The organism is Leclercia barmai (genome assembly GCF_049312895.1).
Taxonomy (GTDB): Bacteria; Pseudomonadota; Gammaproteobacteria; order Enterobacterales; family Enterobacteriaceae; genus Enterobacter; species Enterobacter barmai.
In genome coordinates, this window is sequence record NZ_JBMNWZ010000004.1 from 278,242 (window position 1) to 296,443 (window position 18,202).

14 protein-coding genes and 1 pseudogene are annotated in these 18,202 nt (G+C 58.7%); 11 read left to right on the forward strand and 4 right to left on the reverse strand.

The features are described from left to right. Complete coding sequence (locus ACOYA6_RS17070; protein ID WP_138371043.1) at positions 1 to 435, reverse strand: DMT family transporter; 435 nt, start codon at positions 433 to 435, stop codon at positions 1 to 3. 98 nt (positions 436 to 533) lie between these two features. Here ACOYA6_RS17070 and ACOYA6_RS17075 point away from each other — a divergent pair, with 98 nt between their 5' ends. From ACOYA6_RS17075 to ACOYA6_RS17125, 11 genes and pseudogenes are all read left to right on the forward strand, one after another. Continuing rightward, positions 534 to 1,478 carry a LysR family transcriptional regulator gene (locus ACOYA6_RS17075; protein ID WP_422655060.1) on the forward strand — a complete coding sequence of 315 codons (945 nt, stop codon included), beginning with the start codon at positions 534 to 536 and terminating at the stop codon, positions 1,476 to 1,478. A 96-nt stretch (positions 1,479 to 1,574) separates the two neighbouring features. Beyond that, positions 1,575 to 1,967 carry a hypothetical protein gene (locus ACOYA6_RS17080; protein ID WP_138371041.1) on the forward strand — a complete coding sequence of 131 codons (393 nt, stop codon included), beginning with the start codon at positions 1,575 to 1,577 and terminating at the stop codon, positions 1,965 to 1,967. A gap of 684 nt (positions 1,968 to 2,651) precedes the next feature. After that, positions 2,652 to 4,451, forward strand: coding sequence for a protease modulator HflK (gene hflK, locus ACOYA6_RS17085; RefSeq protein WP_422655061.1), 1,800 nt, complete (start codon positions 2,652 to 2,654; stop codon positions 4,449 to 4,451). Then, positions 4,448 to 5,431, forward strand: coding sequence for a protease modulator HflC (gene hflC, locus ACOYA6_RS17090; RefSeq protein ID WP_139563474.1), 984 nt, complete (start codon positions 4,448 to 4,450; stop codon positions 5,429 to 5,431). The genes hflK and hflC overlap by 4 nt, the downstream gene beginning before the upstream one ends. Continuing rightward, positions 5,424 to 6,470, forward strand: a complete 1,047-nt coding sequence (locus ACOYA6_RS17095) for an SPFH domain-containing protein (protein WP_422655062.1) — start codon at positions 5,424 to 5,426, stop codon at positions 6,468 to 6,470. The genes hflC and ACOYA6_RS17095 overlap by 8 nt, the downstream gene beginning before the upstream one ends. Then, complete coding sequence (locus ACOYA6_RS17100) at positions 6,467 to 8,359, forward strand: heavy metal translocating P-type ATPase (protein WP_422655063.1); 1,893 nt, start codon at positions 6,467 to 6,469, stop codon at positions 8,357 to 8,359. The genes ACOYA6_RS17095 and ACOYA6_RS17100 overlap by 4 nt, the downstream gene beginning before the upstream one ends. A 488-nt stretch (positions 8,360 to 8,847) precedes the next feature. Continuing rightward, positions 8,848 to 10,983: pseudogene (locus ACOYA6_RS17105) on the forward strand (T6SS effector phospholipase Tle3 domain-containing protein). A gap of 9 nt (positions 10,984 to 10,992) precedes the next feature. Further along, positions 10,993 to 11,688 carry a T6SS immunity protein Tli3 family protein gene (locus tag ACOYA6_RS17110; protein ID WP_422655064.1) on the forward strand — a complete coding sequence of 232 codons (696 nt, stop codon included), beginning with the start codon at positions 10,993 to 10,995 and terminating at the stop codon, positions 11,686 to 11,688. A 3-nt stretch (positions 11,689 to 11,691) separates the two neighbouring features. After that, positions 11,692 to 12,387, forward strand: a complete 696-nt coding sequence (locus tag ACOYA6_RS17115) for a T6SS immunity protein Tli3 family protein (protein WP_422655108.1) — start codon at positions 11,692 to 11,694, stop codon at positions 12,385 to 12,387. A gap of 3 nt (positions 12,388 to 12,390) precedes the next feature. Next, positions 12,391 to 13,098: a T6SS immunity protein Tli3 family protein gene (locus ACOYA6_RS17120; protein WP_422655065.1), complete on the forward strand. Its 708-nt coding sequence runs from the start codon at positions 12,391 to 12,393 to the stop codon at positions 13,096 to 13,098. Positions 13,099 to 13,101: 3 nt separating this feature from the next. Next, positions 13,102 to 13,248, forward strand: coding sequence for a hypothetical protein (locus ACOYA6_RS17125; protein ID WP_176556475.1), 147 nt, complete (start codon positions 13,102 to 13,104; stop codon positions 13,246 to 13,248). Between the two features lie 142 nt (positions 13,249 to 13,390). Here ACOYA6_RS17125 and ACOYA6_RS17130 read toward each other — a convergent pair whose 3' ends face one another. Genes ACOYA6_RS17130 through ACOYA6_RS17140 form a run of 3 tightly spaced genes read right to left on the reverse strand, consistent with a single transcriptional unit; the run spans position 13,391 to position 18,160 of the window. After that, on the reverse strand, positions 13,391 to 14,560 hold the full coding sequence (locus tag ACOYA6_RS17130) for a beta-barrel domain-containing protein (protein ID WP_422655109.1): 1,170 nt from the start codon (positions 14,558 to 14,560) through the stop codon (positions 13,391 to 13,393). 10 nt (positions 14,561 to 14,570) lie between these two features. Further along, positions 14,571 to 16,763 (reverse strand): type I secretion system permease/ATPase, encoded by a 2,193-nt coding sequence (locus ACOYA6_RS17135; RefSeq protein WP_039030047.1) that lies wholly within the window; start codon positions 16,761 to 16,763, stop codon positions 14,571 to 14,573. Continuing rightward, on the reverse strand, positions 16,760 to 18,160 hold the full coding sequence (locus ACOYA6_RS17140) for a TolC family outer membrane protein (RefSeq protein WP_422655066.1): 1,401 nt from the start codon (positions 18,158 to 18,160) through the stop codon (positions 16,760 to 16,762). Before ACOYA6_RS17140 ends, ACOYA6_RS17135 begins: the two co-directional genes overlap by 4 nt. Positions 18,161 to 18,202: the final 42 nt, after the last annotated feature.

Genomic DNA, 18,202 nt, shown 5'->3' on the forward strand with positions numbered 1-18,202 from the left:
TTACCCCTGTGCAACCAGAACCAGCGCAGCAATAATAAATATCAGCGCGATGATGCGTCTGGTGTCAATTTTTCGGTGTGGCGTGCCCAGCAGGCCATAGTGGTCGATGATCAGGCTTTTAAACACCTGGCCTGCCAGGATGCCAATCATGGTCATGGCGATCCCGATCGCAGGCGTCGCCACGGTGAGAATAACCACGTAGATTGGCCCGAGGACGCCGCCCAGCAGCTGCCATGCAGGCTGTGCGAAAAACGACGGGCTGTTACGGGGGCTGAAAAACAGCATCAGCAGAAACGTCAGGGCGGCACCGACGCCGAAAATGCTGAACGTTGCCCACAGATCGCCCACTTCACTTCCCAATGGCCCCAGTAAGCCCGCCTCGACGGACAGGCCCATCCCTCCGGCAATAACCAGTAAAATCAATAGATGTCGCATAGTGACTCTTCTCTTGTATCCAGGCCGGGAAGCGTACCCCTGAACATCCGTGAGAAAAATGCCATAATGCACTAAACACTTGTGCAGGAAATGCATCAATGCCAGACACCGCCAATATCAGCATCCGCTGGCTGCTTATCTTTAAAGAGGTCTATGAGTCCCTGAACTTTTCAGTAGTGGCGCGCCGGAAGGGGATGGCCGCGTCGCAGGTTTCGCGGGTTATCCATCAGCTTGAGGACGCGCTCGGCCAGCAGCTTTTCTACCGCAACACGCGGGCGATCATCCCCACCGAAAACGGCCATCTCTTTATCCGCTATGCCCGCCTGATGCTCGGCAATCTTGAAGACGCGCGGCGGGAGCTGGATGAGCGCAAGCAGGAGCCGTCCGGTTTGCTGCGCATCAACGCCCCGGTATTTTTCGGCCAGCGGCATATCGCCCCCGGGCTGGCGGGCCTGGCGGAGCGTTATCCCCGGCTCAGCATTGAGCTGACGCTGACGGACGACTATATCGATCCCCATCGGGATGCCGCCGACCTGATCTTTCGCATCGGCATGCTGACCGACTCCTCTTTTCACGCCCGGGTGTTCGGGCCGCAGTTTTATCACCTCGCCGCCGCGCCTGCGTACCTGCGCAAATACGGTGCGCCTGAGGCGCCGGATGACATTACCCGTCATAAATGCCTTGTCTATCGCGGTTCGTCCGGTCCAAACCGCTGGCTGCTGCGCGAGCCCGGCGGGGAGTGGGTTCACTATCCCGTGTCGCCGCTGTTGTCATCGAATAACGCGGAAACCCTGCTGACCTCGGCGCTGGGCGGGATGGGGATCGTGCTGTTCCCGGACTGGCTCATCGGCGACCGGTTCAGGAGCGGGGAGCTGGTGAAACTGTTGCCGGGCCACGAGGCCGCTATCAATACCGAGCCGCAGAACATCTCGGCGATCTACCCCAATGCGCGGCACCCGCCGTTAAATGTGCGGGCGGTGATTGATTACTACGTGGAATTTTTCGGCACGCCGCTGTACTGGCAATCTGCGGTGAAGAAGTAAAGGCGCGCGGGCGCTTCTAATGAATTCCTATTATTGCTCTAAATCACCCTGCTAATAAGACTGTAACTACGCTAATTATCTTTCAGGGTGATTCACATGTTTGTGTCATGGTGGTTAATCGTTCCGGTCCTTGCAGGCGTCGCCATCCTCTTCCTGATGGTTTCCCGACTCACTAATGAGGTGGATAAGCTTGAAACGGCGCTGGAAGAGAGCCGCGGACAGCTGAAGTCCGCCGGTCAGCACGCCGAGGAGTGCAAGCTGGCGAACCTGCGCATGACGGAAAATTTGATACAGGTGAAAGGGTATACGCAGAACCTGGCGGGCAGCAGCGCCTCTGAACAGGAAAGGCTGCTGTATGAGATGAACTGCGCGCTTAATCTGGCGACGAATCATATTGTTCATCACCCTGATTTTATCGAACCATCCTTTAAAGCAGGGGCACCCCGGGTGCAGAAGCCTGGCGAAACCTTGCCGTTGATGTTTCGGTGATATCCCAGGCGGGATGGGGCACGGTCGGCTCCCTCTCCTCTTTGGGGAGAGGGCTGGGGTGAGGGGAACATGCTGCACTGGAGGTTATTCCGTGCCGGATGCGGCAACGCCCGGCGGCGCTGCGCTTGCCGGGCCTACAGGGTCAAAGTCAGGGTTTTGTAGGCCGGGTAAGGCGTAGCCGCCACCCGGCGGTGCTGCAGCGGTGTGGCCTGATGCCCTCCCGTGGGTAAATATTGGCACGGTCGGCTCCCTCTCCTCTTTGGGGAGAGGGCTGGGGTGAGGGGAGCATGCTGCACTGGAGGTTATTCCGTGCCGGATGCGTCAACGCCCGGCGGCGCTGCGCTTGCCGGGCCTACCAGGTCAAAGGCGGGGTTTCGTAGGCCGGGTAAGGCGAAGCCGCCACCCGGCGATACCGCGGATTGCCCGGCGGCTCGATGCTTGCCGGTCCTGGAAGGTCAAAGGCGGCGCCCCGCTTCCCCAAATGTACAAATGGTTACTTGCGCTTCGTTTACTGCTTATTCATGGCCGTGATACGTTATACGGTAACAATAAGCCACGGTGACGCACACCTTTTGCGTCCGAAAGTAAAACCTCATGCACTCCTCTGCTCGATATTCATTAGCGTCCTCGCAGGCCAGGCTTGCCGCCCGGGTAGTTTTTGGGCTCGGTACAATCATTTTCCTTATGCTCCTCGCCGCGCTGATGGTGCAATTCTTTGCCCCATCTTCGCGCTGGCCTTCGCTGTTGAGCAGCAACGCCGCCGCGCTGACGCTGTTAGCCGTCGCGTGGTATCACACCCAGCGAATTTGCCAGTGGCGCGCGGATATTGTCGACCCGCCGAACCCTGAGAACGCGCTGGAAGACACACCCCCGCCGTCGTGGCTTTATCAGCGCCTCGGTGTCCTGCTAACCAGCGACGGACCTGTACTCGTCATGATGGCCGCCATTGTGATGTTTATCGTGCTGGCAGGGTGGGGCAGTCATTACGTCGCGCTGGATGACGGCAGGCTGCGCTGGATTGCGGTGGGGGTGATTGCCGCTGCGATATTCATCACCCTGGTCGCTGAACGTCATCTGGCAGCCACATCCCGCGAGGCCTGGCCGGAAGCACAGGCTATCGCGCCGGTGCTGCGCCTGGTGATGGCGGTGCAGTGCCTCTCGTTACCGGCGTTCGTTTTCCCGACGCTCAACACGGCGCTGCTGATTAATCTGCCCGCGGTTCTGGTGCTGCTGGTGGCGCTGGAGTTTTTGCTGCGCGGCATGTTCTCGCTGTTTATGCCTCCCAGAGCCGAAGGGGCTGAACCCCTTTATCTGGCTAAAAGCCAGCTTGCCGCACAGCTTGTCTGGCCCCCGCGCCCGCTGCTGTTTTTACAGCACGAGATCCATCAGCGTTTCGGCATCGACCTGCGCCAGCTCTGGGCGCTCAGGGTGCTGAAGCGGGCGTTTATTCCGGTGATGATAGTCATGGCGATCTGCGGCTGGCTGCTGACCGGCTTCCAGCAGGTTGCCACGACCCAACGCGGGATCTACGAACGCTTTGGTAAGCCGGTAGCCGTATTACCCGCCGGGCTGCATTACGGCCTGCCGTGGCCTTTTGGCCGGGTGATGCTGACCGAGAACGGTCAGGTGCATGAGCTGGCCGCCGGAGAAGAGCCGGATACCGCCGCCGAGCCGCTGACCAGCGCCGAAGGTAACGCCCCGCAAAGCGCGGACCGGCTCTGGGATGCGATCCACAGCTTTGATAAAGCCCAGATCATCGCCAGCCAGAGTGATGACCAGCAAAGCCTGCAGATCATCAACAGCGACGTGCGGTTTATGTGGCGCATCGGCTTAAGCGATGACGCCGCGCTGGCCGCCACCTATCGCAGCAACGATCTGCCCGCGCTTATCCGCAGCACCGCCAGCCAGGTGCTGGTGCATCAGTTTTCCTCCATGACGCTGGAACAGCTCCTTGGCGAGCAGCGCAACCTGCTGGCCAGCCAGATTAACCGGGCGGTGCAGCAAAAACTCAACGCCCTGCACAGCGGCGTGGAGCTGCTCTCCACCGTGGTCGAAGCCATTCACCCGCCGGCCGGGGCCGCCGATGCGTTTCACGGCGTGCAGGCGGCACAAATTTCCGCTCAGGCGCTGGTGTCACGCGAGCGCGGGCATGCCGCAGACCTGGCGGCCAGTGCGCAAATCGAGGCGACCACCCGCCAGAATCAGGCGCAGATGAACGCCGCCGATGCCGTCAGCACGGCGCAGGCCACGGCGGTGCGTTTTGCGGCACAAAAGCAGGCCGCCGCGCAATCCGGCCAGGTGTTTATCGACGAATTATGGTTTAGCCAGCTGCGCCAGACGCTCGGCCACAGCCCGCAGCTGATTATCGACAGCCGCATTGGTGCGGCCACGCCACCGACCATCGACCTGCGCGACTTTCCCTCATTGAACGACGCAGCCCGCCGCGATGCGCCTGCAAAACCGACCCAGGAGCCTTCCCGTTGAGCCATTCACATCATCACGGTTGCAGCCACGGCTGTAGCCACAGCCATCACGCTGATACGCCTGCAACGGGCGGCTGGAAGCGCCTTGCCGGAGCCGGTTTGCTGGTGCTGCTGCTTATTGCGGCGGCCAGTCTGGTCCAGGTCCGCTCGGGGGAGTCGCTGATTATCACCCGCTTTGGCAACCCGGTGCGCGTGCTGCTCAACCCGGGCCTGGCGTGGCGTCTGCCCGCGCCGTTTGAAATGGCCACAGCCGTGGATTTACGCATGCGCACCACTTCGAGCGGCCTGCAGGATGTCGGCACGCGCGACGGGCTGCGCATTATCGTCCAGTCTTACGCTATCTGGCAGGTCGATAACACGCCGGAACATGTGCAGCGCTTCCTGCGGGCAGTACAGAACCAGCCCGACGAGGCGGCCCGGCAGATCCGGGCTTATTTGGGATCGGCCCTGGAGACCACCGCCAGCGGTTTTTCCCTGTCGCAGCTGGTGAATACCGACGGTAAACAGGTGCAGCTCGGCCAGTTTGAATCCCATCTGCAGGACCAGATCGGCCAGCCGCTGCTGGAAAGCTACGGAATTCGCCTGGTGCAGGTGGGCACCGAACGCCTGACGCTCCCGGCGGTTACGCTGAGCGCCACCGTGGATCGGATGCGCGCCGAGCGTGAAACCATCGCCACCGAGCGCACCGCCGAAGGCAAACGTGCCGCGGCAGAGATCCGCTCGGCGGCGGAGCGCGATGCGCGCATTCTGCAGGCCCAGGCCCAGGTTCAGGCCGCCGGGATTGAAGCGCAGTCTCAGGCGCAGGCGGCGGACATTTACGGCAAGGCTTACGCCAGCTCGCCAGAGCTTTACAGCCTGTTACGCCAGCTCGATGCCCTGAGCGGAGTGGTGAACTCCAGTACCCGGCTGGTGTTGCGCACCGATGCCGCGCCGTTCCATCTGTTAGTGGATGGCCCGAAACTGGATAAAACCCATGAGTGAGATGCCAACGCCTGCCGGGCCCTGGACGCAATCCATCCGGCTCGCCTTTTATGCCCTGCTCGGGTTGACGCTTCTGGCCGCCGCAAGCTGGCTGTTTTCGAATATCCGCCAGGTGCCCGCTGACAGCCGCGCCGTGGTGCTGCATTTTGGCGCTCTGCAGCGTGTCGCCGAACCCGGCTTACTGCTGAGCTGGCCGAAGCCGGTTGACGAGGTGGTGATGGTCCCGGCCCCCGATCGCGTGATTGAGCATCGCGTTAGCGCCCTGTTGCGCTCCCCCGAGGCGCTGCATGCGGATATGCGTGATGACAACAACAGCGATGCGTTAGCCGGTTCGGGCTATTTACTGACCGGGGATGCGGGGGTGGTGCAGCTGGATATCAGCGTGTTTTACCGCGTCAACAATCCTGAGCAGTATGTGTTGCAGGGGGAACATGTGATCCCCGCCCTCGACCGGCTGGTGGAGCGCGCGGCGGTGGCGGTCTGCGCCGGGCGCGATCTCGATACCATCCTGGTGGCACGCCCGGAAATGGTCAGCAACGAGACCAACCTCGCCGGGCAGCGTGAACGCCTGCGTAGCGACGTGCAGCGTAATATCGAGCAAAATCTGCAGCGCCTCGCCCAGGCGGGCAGTTCACCCGGCATTACCCTGGAGCGCGTCACCGTGCAGTCAACGCTGCCTGCCACCACGGTCGCCGCGTTTAATGCGGTACTCACCGCCAGCCAGAAGGCGTCTCAGGCGATAGCCACCGCCAGTACCGATGCGTCCGTCATCCGGCAAAAAGCCACGCAGCAGGCCGACCAGACGCGCCAGGCCGCCCAGGCGCAGGCGCGAGAAAAGGTCGCCAAAGCCGAGGCCGACACCGCGATGATCACCCGATTAGCCAACGCGCCGCACGACCCGGATCTGCTGGCGCGCGTGTATCGTGAACGCATGGCGGCGATCCTCGCCCAGGCCGCCTCCGTCATTACCGTTTCACCGCAGGATGATGCAAACCTGATCCTGCAGGCGGCCGGGCAAAAGGAACCCTCTTCAAAATGAGCATTGATTCTCTCACGCCGGGTAGTGCGTTAAGCCATCAGGAACAGCGCAACATCGCCCGTCAGCTGGTTCTGGCCCTGTTTGCCAGCGGCACCTTAATTCTCGGCCTGCTGTGGCGCGGGCTGGCGCCGGAACAGATTGCCGTCGCGGATGTGCTGCTGGGGGCCGCCTCGTTGATGGTCGGCATTCCGCTGCTGCGCCACGCCTTTTACAGCCTGCGTCATCCCAGCCTGCACGGCATCACCGATCAGCTGGTGGCGCTGGCCCTGTTGGGCTCGTGGGCGACCGGGGATCTGCTCACCGCCGCGGTGCTGCCGCTGATCATGACCGTCGGGCATATTCTTGAAGAGCGCAGCGTGATGGGTTCGCAGGAGGCGATTGAGGCGCTCAGCAAGCTCACCCGCAGCCGCGCCCGGCGCGTTGATGCCGACGGTAATTTGCAGGATATCGACAATCAGGAGCTGGTGGCGGGGGATATCGTCGAGGTGCGGGCGGGGGACCGTTTGCCCGCCGATGGTCGCGTGCTGGACGGGCAGGCGAGCCTCGACACCGCGCCGATCACCGGGGAATCCGTGCCGCTGGAGGTGAAACCGGGTATGGAGGTCTACGGCGGGGCGATCAGCCTCGACGGGCGGTTGCGCATCGAAGTGACGCGCACCGGTGAAACCTCCACCCTCGGGCGCGTTATCGCCCTGATGCAGAGCGCGGAGCAGGCCAGCCCGCCGATCACCCGCCTGCTGGAACGTCACGCAGCGCGCTACCTGCTGCTGGTGTTGCTGATCGCCGCCAGCACCTGGTTTTTGACCCAGGATAACCAGGCGATGCTCGCCGTGCTGGTTGCTGCCTGCCCCTGCGCGCTGGTGCTCTCGGCGCCTGCGACCTCTGTCGCCGGTCTGACCGTCGCCGCGCGCCACGGTATTTTGATTCGCGGCGCGGCGTTCCTCGAAGAGCTCGCCGAACTCAACGCGGTGATTATCGACAAAACCGGCACGCTCACCCACGGCAAACTGCAGCTTCATGCCCTGCGCCCGCAGGCGGGTGAGTCGCCGGAAGTGCTGGCGGCGCTGGCGGCCAGTCTCGGAGCCACCAGCAGCCACCCGGTCAGCCGGGCGCTGGTTAGCATTGCGCCACAAAGCGCCTGGCCGCCGCTTGAAAACGTGCGCGAGCATCAGGGGCTGGGCGTCTCCGCCACGACAGCGGCGGGGGAGGCCTGTCTCGGCAGGCCTGAATTATTAACCACCCGGGCCGCGGATATCCCACCGGAACCGATCCACGACGGGCCAATCGTGGGCCTGGCGCTGGCGGGGCGTTTTCTGGGCTGGATTTTGCTTGCCGACAGTCTGCGCGACGAGGCGCCCGACGCAATGGCGCAGCTGCGCGACCTGGGGCTTCAGCAGCAGCTGTTGCTGACAGGCGATCGCGAGACGGTGGCGCAGCGCATCGCCAGCAGCGTTGGCATTGAGCAGGTGATTGCCGGGGCGTTGCCCGCTGACAAACTGCATCAGGTGAGAGTCCAGATCGACAACGGCTTTCGCCCGATGGTGGTCGGGGATGGCATCAACGATTCGCTGGCGATAAAAGCGGGCGTGGTCGGCGTAGCGATGGGGGCGGGCGGGTCGGATATCGCCATGGCATCGGCGGATATCGTGCTGATTGGCGGCGACCTGCGTCGCCTCGGCACCTGCGTGCGCTTAAGCCGCCGCTGTCGCCGCACCCTGCAAATCAACGTGATGATAGGCCTCGGCTGGACGCTGGTTATCGTCGTCGCCGCCGCCTTTGGCTGGTTAGGCGCCTCCGGCGCGGTGATCGCCGCGATTTTGCATAATATGAGTACCCTGCTGGTGCTGGGGAATGCGGGACGTTTGTTACGGTTTGAGGAAAGGCTCTAGCTTGGGTGCGGTCTGTTTGCCGGGCGGCGCTTCGCTTGCCCGGCCTACAAGGGCGTGCAGTTTCGTAGGCCGGGTAAGGCGCAGCCGCCACCCGGCGAATGAAGCTGCCGGTTAAATAATCTGTTCATCATTTTGTTATTTAAATTGGTTATGAAGGCGCTTATTTTTATATTTGCGCAATTAATCTATTGTTGTAAATTTATTGAGTGAATGCCTTTATCTCGACAATATCTGATTCTGCTTATCTAAATCATATTTTAATAACAGGCTTGGGTTTATTATTTAAAATAAACTTACCGTTTATTAAAGGATGCTCGACTATGGTAGGGAAACCGAAGCGGTTCAGCAGTAGGCCATCTAAATCGATATTTATTATATATAACTCATAACAAAAACATTATTCCTGATGTTCATTCATTTACAGGAACAGAGGAATTAAGCGAGCCTTCGCTGGACAGAGACTATTATTACAAAATGGAGCTGATGGAATGACGGAGACGAAGACCAGACCCTACGCACCGCGTGTGATTTCTGAGGGCGATATTCCGGTACATAAAAGTCTGGGAGAAGTTGCGCAGACGCGAAGTGTCGGGGTACCGCGCCCGATGCCGGGTATTGTGATTCTGGTTCACGGGGTGAACGACGTGGGTGAAGCCTACCAGAACCAGGAGAAGGGAATTCTTCAGGGACTGGGGAAACGGCTTAACCGGCAGGATTTTTATCCCCATGAATGGAAAGACTACCGAATCGCCGACCCCGGTCGCTCGCCCATCATCCCGTTTTACTGGGGATATAAACCGGTGACATTTGACGACTACCGGGCAGACCAGAAGCGCTACCGGGAAGAGGTCGGCAAGCTGAGTGACAAAGCCCATCTGCCCTATGATGCTTACCAGGAACATAACCCGAAGAATAAAGCGGCGCTGGGTAATGACGGACAAGGGCCGTTTAAGTACCAGAACGATAACTTCAAAAATGTGCTCGATATGCACTTTGCCAAAAATGGCGGGACCTTTGCTAATGCCACCACCACTATCCCGGATATGTTAGGGCCGGGTGCGGGTGGCTTTGGTGTGGCAGCAGCGGGATTTGCTTCTCTGCACTTGAATGGAGGGGACTTTACGCATCCTGTTTATGAAAACCCGCACCGCATTTATCAGTTTTTTGCCGCTCAGCGGCTGGCGGATTTGATTATTCAGATCAGGGTAGAAGATATAACTAAGAATGATGTGATTAATGTGGTTGCTCATAGCTAGGGAACGATCATCACTATGCTGGCAAATATGTTGGTCAAGCAAGCCGGATATGCACCGGTAAACTGTGTCATTCTTAACCATTCCCCGTATTCCCTGGAATCGCGTGTGGCTGAAAATATTCAGCCTGGATATCAACAGACCAACGCCGCAAGACAGAACACCTTCAAAAACTTCTGCAACCTGATGTATACGCAATGGAAAGGGGGTGGAAATATATCGGAGAGTGACATACTGGCGCTTGAAGCCTCCTGTACCCTGCGTAAACCTTCCGATAACCCGCTGCGAACCGATGACCGATATTGCCGGAGCAATGACGGCAAGGTGTACAACTATTTTTGCCCGAACGACGGCGTCGTATCGCTGGAGAATGTGCAGGGGTTTGGCTGGCGGGGCATCCCTCAGAAAATAGCCCGTGATATTCCTAATCTGTATCAGCGAGTCTTTTACCAGCACGGTGAGGTGGGAAAAGCCCCGGACGCAAACCCCTTTAAGTTACCGCCGCAAAAGGAGGGGGATGCAGAATATGCATTCCTGACGAACAGCAGTTACAACTTTCGTGATGTGGTCATTAACGGCGAGGAATTACCGGAGCCGTTTATGTTTAAACTCCAGGGGCAGGATAACCGTCCTGATAACGATCCGAAGACGAGTGACGAACCCTATACCTATTATATCGATCCGGAAAGCCCGGACGCTTACATCTCCTATTCCGCCAAAGCCAGCGCTATTAAGCGCACGGACTGTGCAATGTATATGCTCAACAGCTATCAGCGTATCAACTGGAAACCGGGGCATGTCTTAACGCGCGATGAACTTGAGATTGAAAGTATTGCCCGGAAACACAGAGTCATTGAAGGAAAAGTTACGGGTTCGAAAGAGTACCCGGTGCTGTCTGTTACCTGGTTAAAAACCCGTGAAGAGCTGGAAAAAGAGTGGCAGAAAACGGATCCGGTAGGGTACAGCCAGCACTCTTCCATTGTGATGAGCGAATTTGCGCCGTCTCAGGCGATGGCCTTTGACCTGGCGATTGGGCAGTGCAAATCGTTTGACTATAAGGCCGGGAAATTCTGGGAAGAGTTGTTACATCTGGCGGACTGGCGAGATCCATTGAATAAAAATAGTGAAGTGAAAGAGTACTTTCGGACAGGTAGGTTACCAATAGGTACCACTAAAAACTATATGAATAGACCTGATGAAGTGCTGCCTCAAGGTAATTATGGCGTAGAGAATGATTATGCTGGTATCCGACCTAATGTTCGTAACCCGAAGTATGTCGATATGGGCGTTTTCAAAACAGAAGACTTCCAGGAAAGGAAGTTATTGCAGTGGGAAATGCCAAAACCTAAAAGTGACAGCCAGTTGGCTTAAGGATTAAGCATGAAAGGAATATGTGCTGTTCTCGCAGTGATGACTATTCTACTGACTGCGAAGGGTATCGCGAAAGAGCCGCCGACTCAGGTGGTTTATCGGTTCGATAACCATCGCTATCTGGAACTCAAAGGCTGGGATTGTCAGGGAGAGCTCTGGTATGCCGATACAAAGCGTGGCATTCATTCACAGCCTTACTTTCAGTTTTATCGAATATTCACCCGCAAATTTATTCATCCTTCAGAACGTTATATTTCTATCCCAAACTGGGAAGTGGATGGTTTCCTTGTTTCGAAAGATTATGGCGAAACCTGGAGGGCGGTTGGCTTTGCTCCAGGGCATAATGAACCAAATGGTGATGATTACGCTCCCGCCGAAGACGTATTATCATTTACCGTTGTCAACGATCAGGGATTTTTGCAGACCAAACATCGGCTCTATATGTCGTCAAAGCCGTTTGATGATCCACGCGTTGTCTCCGGTGGTCCAGGTATCACATACACCCTTGAAGATGGAACCGTCCAGTCAATAAGCCCAGACTTTCCCGGTTGGAAATGGGGAATGGTGTACTTCACAAAGGGATGGCTTGAAGGAAAAGTGGTAAGCCATGAACAAAACTATCAGGACCTACCCAATAAAGTTCCAGAAGTGAAGGGCTATACGGGCTGGAATCGGATGCGCTGTGACATGGATGCGGGGCGATAAGTGATGAAAGGACTATGTATAGTTTTCGCAGTGGCCACTATTTTACTGACTGCGAATAGCTTCGCGAAAGAGCCGCCTACACAAGTGGTTTATCGGTTTGATGATCACCGTTACCTGGAGCTTAAGGGCTGGGGTTGTGAAGGGGAACTCTGGTATACCGATACAAAGCGGGGCATTCATTCACAGCCTTACTTTCAGTTTTATCGAATATTCACCCGCAAATTTATCCATCCTTCAGAACGTTATATTTCTATCCCAAACTGGGAGGTAGATGGATTCCTTGTTTCAAAAGATTATGGTCAAACATGGAGGGCGGTTGGCTTTGCTCCCGGACATAATGAACCGAACGGGGATAACAGAGCGCCTGCCGAAGATGCCGTGTCCTTTACCGTTGTCAACGATCAGGGATTTTTGCAGACCAAACATCGGCTCTATATGTCGTCAAAGCCGTTTGATGATCCACGCGTTGTCTCCGGTGGTCCAGGTATCACATACACCCTTGAAGATGGAACCGTCCAGTCAATAAGCCCAGACTTTCCCGGTTGGAAATGGGGAATGGTGTACTTCACAAAGGGATGGCTTGAAGGAAAAGTGGTAAGCCATGAACAAAACTATCAGGGCCTACCCGACAAAGTACCTGAAGTTAAAGGCTACACAGGCTGGGATCGGATGCGCTGTGACATGGATGCGGGGCGATAAGTGATGAAAGGACTATGTATAGTTTTCGCAGTGGCCACTATTTTACTGACTGCGAATAGTTTGGCGAAAGAGCCACCTACGCAGGTGGTTTATCGGTTTGATGATCATCGTTACCTGGAGCTTAAGGGGTGGGGTTGTGAAGGGGAACTCTGGTATACCGATACAAAGCGGGGCATTCATTCACAGCCTTACTTTCAGTTTTATCGAATATTCACCCGTAAATTTATCCATCCTTCAGAACGTTATATTTCTATCCCAAACTGGGAGGTAGATGGATTCCTTGTTTCGAAAGATTATGGCGAAACCTGGAGGGCGGTTGGCTTTGCTCCCGGACATAATGAACCGAACGGGGATAACAGAGCGCCTGCCGAAGATGCCGTATCTTTTACCGTTGTCAACGATCAGGGCTTTTTGCAGACCAAACATCGGCTCTATATGTCGTCAAAGCCGTTTGAAGATCCGCGTATTCTGCCTGGTGGACCTGGGATTAAATATACCGTCGATGACGGTATGGGAAATAATGTACACGGGAAACTGGAACCCCAATCTCCTGGCTGGTCCTGGGGGATGATCTACATGACTAAGCAAGGGCTTGAAGGCAGTTCGCAACAACTTAAAACGAACTGGCAGGATTTACCCGATACAGTCCCCGAAGTGAAAAACTATACCGGCTGGGATCGTATGCGCTGTGACATGGATGTGGGGCGATAAGAGATGAAAGGAATCTTTATCGTCGTCGCGATGGATATCGCCGAAGTAATCCCTCGTTACATGAACAGTAAAGGTCACTTCATTACCGTGGCGCTGTTGGCAAATTTAGAGACGGCACAGTCCACTGCAGGGATCTACAACCCAGGCTAGTGGCCTAAGGCCGGGTAAGGCGTAGCCGCCACCCGGCGGTCGCCACGGTGCTGCCTGATGCCCTCACCCCGGCCCTCTCCCACAGGGAGAGGGAGCAAACACTAAAAACGGCAACCAGGTTGCCGTTTTGCATTTACCTCCGCTACCGCTCCCTTAACGCCTCTTTCGCACGGTTAAACGGCTTGATCATATAATCCATCACCGATTTCTCGCCGGTCTTGATATCCACCGTGGCGATCATCCCCGGCACAATCGAGAAGTGCCTGCCCGCCTTGTTCACCAGATAATCCTGGCTGGTGCGGATAAACACCCGGTAGTAGAACACTTCCGGCTTGGCTTCATCCTGAATGGTGTCCGGGGAGATGGTCTCCACCACGCCGTCCAGCCCGCCGTAGATGGCGTAGTCGTAGGCGGTGATCTTCACCAGCGCCTTCTGGCCGGGGTGGATAAAGGCGATATCGCGCGGCGACAGGCGGGTTTCGATCAGCAGGTGGTCGTCCACCGGCACTATCTCCATCACCTCGCCGTTCGGCGGGATCACGCCGCCGATGGTGGTCACCTTGATGTTCTTCACGATGCCGCGCACCGGGGAGGTCATCGTCAGGCGGGTCACCGAGTCTTCACGGCCTTTCAGCACCGCCGAGAGCATGTCCACTTCGGCGTTCGATTTGGACAGCGCCTCCCGGGCCTGAACGTAATACTGCGAGCGCAGGTCGGTGAGTTTCAGCTCCAGGTCGCTCTTCTGGCGCTGCAGACGCAGGGCCTCGACGTGGCTGGCGGCACCCGTTTTCACTAAACGCTGGGTGATAGCCAGCTCGGCATTCACCAGCTCCAGCGCCTGGCGCAGTTCGCGACGGGAGTCTTCTAACTGCTCGCGTCGGGAGTTGTAGAGCCGGGTTTCAGCCGCGATCAGATCGGGCCATTTCTTCAGCTCCGGCGGGAAGGTCAGGGGGAGATCGTTCACCTCCGCATGCAGACGGGCGCTGGAGGCCAGCGACGCGCGGTAGCGGGCGGCGCTTTCGCCGACGTTGGATTCAGAGCGGGTCGGGTCGAGGCGCGCCAGCACCTGACCGGCCTGCACCTGGTCGCCTTCGTGCACCTTCAGCTCGGCGAGGATCCCGCCATCGAGGGACTGCAACACCTGCTCGCGGGAGCTGGGGATCACCTTGCCGGTGCCGGTGGAGACCTCATCCAGAATGCTGAACCACGCCCACACCCCGGCGGCGACAAACAGCAGCAGGCTGAATAACACAATGCTTCTTGCCCCGGTATAGCCGCTCTCGGAGCCGAGGGCGTTATCCAGGTCGTCCATCGCCGCAACGTCACGCTGATTGGTTTTCATTTTTCCACTCCCGGCCATTCGCCTGCTGTTGCTGCTGCATCCGGCTGTTGCTCAGCGCCTGCGCCTTCGGCGCGTCCATCACCAGCATTCCCTCTTTCAGCACCACCACGCGATCCACCAGCTCCAGCATCGGCACGCGGTGGGTGGCGACGATCAGGGTGCGGTTGCCCAGCCACTGGCCCAGACGCTGGATAAATTCCCGTTCGGTGTGTTCATCCAGCGAGGCGGTCGGTTCGTCGAGCAGGACGACGTTGGGATCGCGCAGGAACATACGCGCCAGCAAAATCGACTGGCGCTGGCCGCCGGAGAGCCCGACGCCGTTCTCCATAATCGGGTGATCCAGCCCCTTCGCCAGCTTCTGCACGAAGCTGGCCGCGCCGCACATCTCCAGCACGGCAAAGATCTCCTCGTCGGTGGCGCGCGGCATGCCGAGGGTAATGTTCTCGCGTAGGGTGCCGTAAAACAGCCGCGCGTTCTGGCTCATCAGGCCGACGTTGCGGCGCACGTCCGCCATGTCGAGATGGGGCAGGCTGAGGTTGTCGAGCCGCAGCTCGCCGCCGATCAGATCCATCCCGCCGACCATCGCCTGCAACAGGGTTGATTTGCCCGCGCCGTTACGGCCCAAAATCGCCACGTGCTCGCCGGGTTTGATCTCCAGACGGTTGATGCGCAGCGCCGGGGTTTGCACCTCACCGGCGTAGGCAAACTGCGCCTGATCGAAGAAGTAGTGGCCGCGCAGCACGTCCTGGCGGATCGGCGTCTCTTCGCGCTGGTTCTCGGTGGGGAGCTGCATAATGTTGTCCAGCCCCTCTTTGGCAGCCTTCACCTGCTGCCAGCGGGCCAGCACGCCGCAGAGGGTCGCCATCGGGGCGATCATCCGCGAGGCCAGCATCGAGGCGGCCACCACCGCACCGGTGGTCATTTCGCCTTCGATCACCATCGGGGCACCCACCACAATCACCGCGGTGTAGACCAGGCTCTGAATGGTCATCCCCCAGCTTATTAAGCCCTGGGTCAGCTCGCGGGTCTTGAGGCCCGACTCGGCGGTGATCTGAATGTAGCTGTTCCACTGTTGCAGGAAGCGGTTCTCCGCCTGCATCAGCTTGATGTCCTCCAGCCCCTGCACGCTCTCCACCAGCACGGCGTTGCGCAGGGTCGATTCATGGGCCGACTGCTTCGCCAGCGCCGCGAGCTTTTTCTGCAGCAGCAGGCCCGGAAGCACCATCAGCACCGCCGCCACCGGGGCGATCCACGCCAGGGACGGGGCGATGATCGCCAGCACAATCACGAACAGGAAGAAGAAGGGCAGGTCGACAATGGTGGAGATGGTCGAGGAGGTGACCATCTCGCGGATCTGCTCCAGCTCGCGCAGCTGGGAGATAAAGCTGCCGGTGGAGCGGGGCACCGCGCTGTTGCGCAGGCGCAGGGCGTGGCCGAACACCCGGTCAGAGACGCGCATGTCGGCGCGTTTGCCCAGCAGATCCATAATGTGGGAGCGGGCAATACGCAAAATAAAACCGAACAGGGTGGCGATCAGCACCCCGATGGTCAGCACGTACAGGGTGGGGTAGGACTGGGCCGGGATCACCCGGTCATAGACCTGCATCGAAAAGAGAATACCCGCCAGCGACAGCAGGTTGATGAACAGCGCCGCCAGCATCACGTAGGTGTACGGGCGCAGGTCGCGCATCACCAGCCGGTAGAGCCAGTCCGGACGGTACTTTGAGATATAGGCATCCACGCGGCTGTCTTTCAGCGCCGCCAGCGGACGCAGGGCCACCACCTGGTGAATGGCCGGTAACATCTTCGCCAGCGAGATGCGGTTGGTCTGCGCCTTGCCGTCGAAGAAGCAGACATCCAGCATATCTTCGCCGTCGAAGTGCTCAATGACGCCGATCTTGCCGTCATCCAGCTCCACCACCACCGGCAGACGCCAGCTGTTGATCGACTCCTGGCCGTTGGTCAGCAGCTGAAAGGAGAGCCCTGCCTCGCGAGCCAGCCCGGTCAGCGCCGGGATTTTGCTTTTACCCTGCAGCCAGGGGGCACCGGCCACCAGCGCACCGGGGGAGCAGGCCACCCGGTAGCGGGTGGCGACATAGCCAAACGCCTGCGCCCAGTGCTCCAGCGCCTCTTGCGTCAGTGTGTCCTCGTAAAGGATATCGTCTCGGATCATGGCTGGATCTCCACTGACTGAATGGTGTGGTTTTCAAGGCCGAACGCATTGCGCATCCGCCCGGTGTTATACAGGCAGTTGATCTGCAGCTGGCGGAGCTGCCCGGCGGTTTGCCACTGGGTAAAGCGGGCCTGGTAGACCTCCTGCTCGGCGTTCAGCACGTCCAGCAGGGGGCGGGAGCCCAGATCCAGATACTGCTGCTGATAGAGCTCGCGGGTGCGCTGGCTGAGCGTCTCCTGGCGGGACTGGATCTGCAGGGTGCTCATCAGGCTCATCACCTGGCTTTTGGACTCCAGCAGCTTTTGCCGCACGTCCAGCCGGGTGCGCTGAATATTGGACTGCGCCGCCTCCACCGCGTGGCTGGCGGCATTGCGTCGCGCGTTCAGGCCGCCGCCCTGGTAGATAGGCATCTCGACGTTTACCGAGACGTTGTACTGGGTTTTGTCCAGCGTGTCGTGGCCGGGGTAGCGGTTGTTCATGTAGTGACGCACCTGCGGCTCAAGGGAGACGGTGGGGGTCATCTGGGCGTTGGCGTAATCCAGGTTCGCCTGCGCCACGTTGGCCTGCGCCCAGGAGGCGAGCACCGCAGGCACCAGCCGGTCGTCCGGCTCTTTGATGTCGCAGCTGCGGGTGAGTTTTTCCGGGAAGGCGTTGCTGACCCCGTTCAGGTTGCTCCAGCCGAGGTTGCTCATCAGCGTCGCGCGGGCGCTGTCGAGGTTGGCCTGATACTGCATCAGCTGCGAGTGCGCCCCTTCGATACGGGCGTCGGTCTGTACTACGTCCGAGAGGGAGGTCGCCCCTTCATCGTTACGCTGGCGGGTCAGGCTGCCGATAGCCCCCAGCGCCTCAAGCTGCTCCTGAGCGGTCTCCACCATCTGCTGCCACATCTGCACCTGCACCAGCGCGGTGGCGGTGTCCCGGGCGATGGTGTCGATGCTCAGCAGAACGTTGGCCTGCTGCTGGACCACGCCCGCGTCTTCGGCGCGCACCTGGCTTGCGACCTTGCCGAAGTCATAGAGCATCTGGGAGAGGGAGACCACCACGGAAGGAGTAAAGCCGGTATCGCTGGAGTTGTTGCTGTAGCCGTTGTCTAACCCGGCGCTGATCTGCGGGTAATATTTCGATTTGGCGACATCCACCTGCTGGATCTGTTCGTAAAGTTTGCCCACCGCTTCGCGAATGGTGGGATGCCAGTTAACGGCGCGGGTCACCGCATCGCCCAGCGTTAAGGTACCGGGTGCGGCCTGGCTGGTCGGGAGGGCGACCCGTCCGTCCAGGGCGGGTAGCTCCCGATCTTCATTTAATTGCCCAAAGCTGATGACCGCAGGCGAGTCGGCGGCCAGGACCTGCGCAGACAACAGGCAGCACCCAAGCCACCAGCAAGGTACTTTGTTCATGGCATTATCCCTAAAAAAACTGAACAACTTTATAATGTTAAG

Coding starts and splice junctions, on each gene's coding strand:
- ACOYA6_RS17070 (WP_138371043.1), bottom strand. CDS start 435: ATGCGACATCTATTGATTTTACTGGTTATTGCCGGAGGGATGGGCCTG.
- ACOYA6_RS17075 (WP_422655060.1), top strand. CDS start 534: ATGCCAGACACCGCCAATATCAGCATCCGCTGGCTGCTTATCTTTAAA.
- ACOYA6_RS17080 (WP_138371041.1), top strand. CDS start 1,575: ATGTTTGTGTCATGGTGGTTAATCGTTCCGGTCCTTGCAGGCGTCGCC.
- hflK (WP_422655061.1), top strand. CDS start 2,652: ATGCTCCTCGCCGCGCTGATGGTGCAATTCTTTGCCCCATCTTCGCGC.
- ACOYA6_RS17095 (WP_422655062.1), top strand. CDS start 5,424: ATGAGTGAGATGCCAACGCCTGCCGGGCCCTGGACGCAATCCATCCGG.
- ACOYA6_RS17100 (WP_422655063.1), top strand. CDS start 6,467: ATGAGCATTGATTCTCTCACGCCGGGTAGTGCGTTAAGCCATCAGGAA.
- ACOYA6_RS17110 (WP_422655064.1), top strand. CDS start 10,993: ATGAAAGGAATATGTGCTGTTCTCGCAGTGATGACTATTCTACTGACT.
- ACOYA6_RS17115 (WP_422655108.1), top strand. CDS start 11,692: ATGAAAGGACTATGTATAGTTTTCGCAGTGGCCACTATTTTACTGACT.
- ACOYA6_RS17120 (WP_422655065.1), top strand. CDS start 12,391: ATGAAAGGACTATGTATAGTTTTCGCAGTGGCCACTATTTTACTGACT.
- ACOYA6_RS17125 (WP_176556475.1), top strand. CDS start 13,102: ATGAAAGGAATCTTTATCGTCGTCGCGATGGATATCGCCGAAGTAATC.
- ACOYA6_RS17130 (WP_422655109.1), bottom strand. CDS start 14,560: ATGGACGACCTGGATAACGCCCTCGGCTCCGAGAGCGGCTATACCGGG.
- ACOYA6_RS17135 (WP_039030047.1), bottom strand. CDS start 16,763: ATGATCCGAGACGATATCCTTTACGAGGACACACTGACGCAAGAGGCG.
- ACOYA6_RS17140 (WP_422655066.1), bottom strand. CDS start 18,160: ATGAACAAAGTACCTTGCTGGTGGCTTGGGTGCTGCCTGTTGTCTGCG.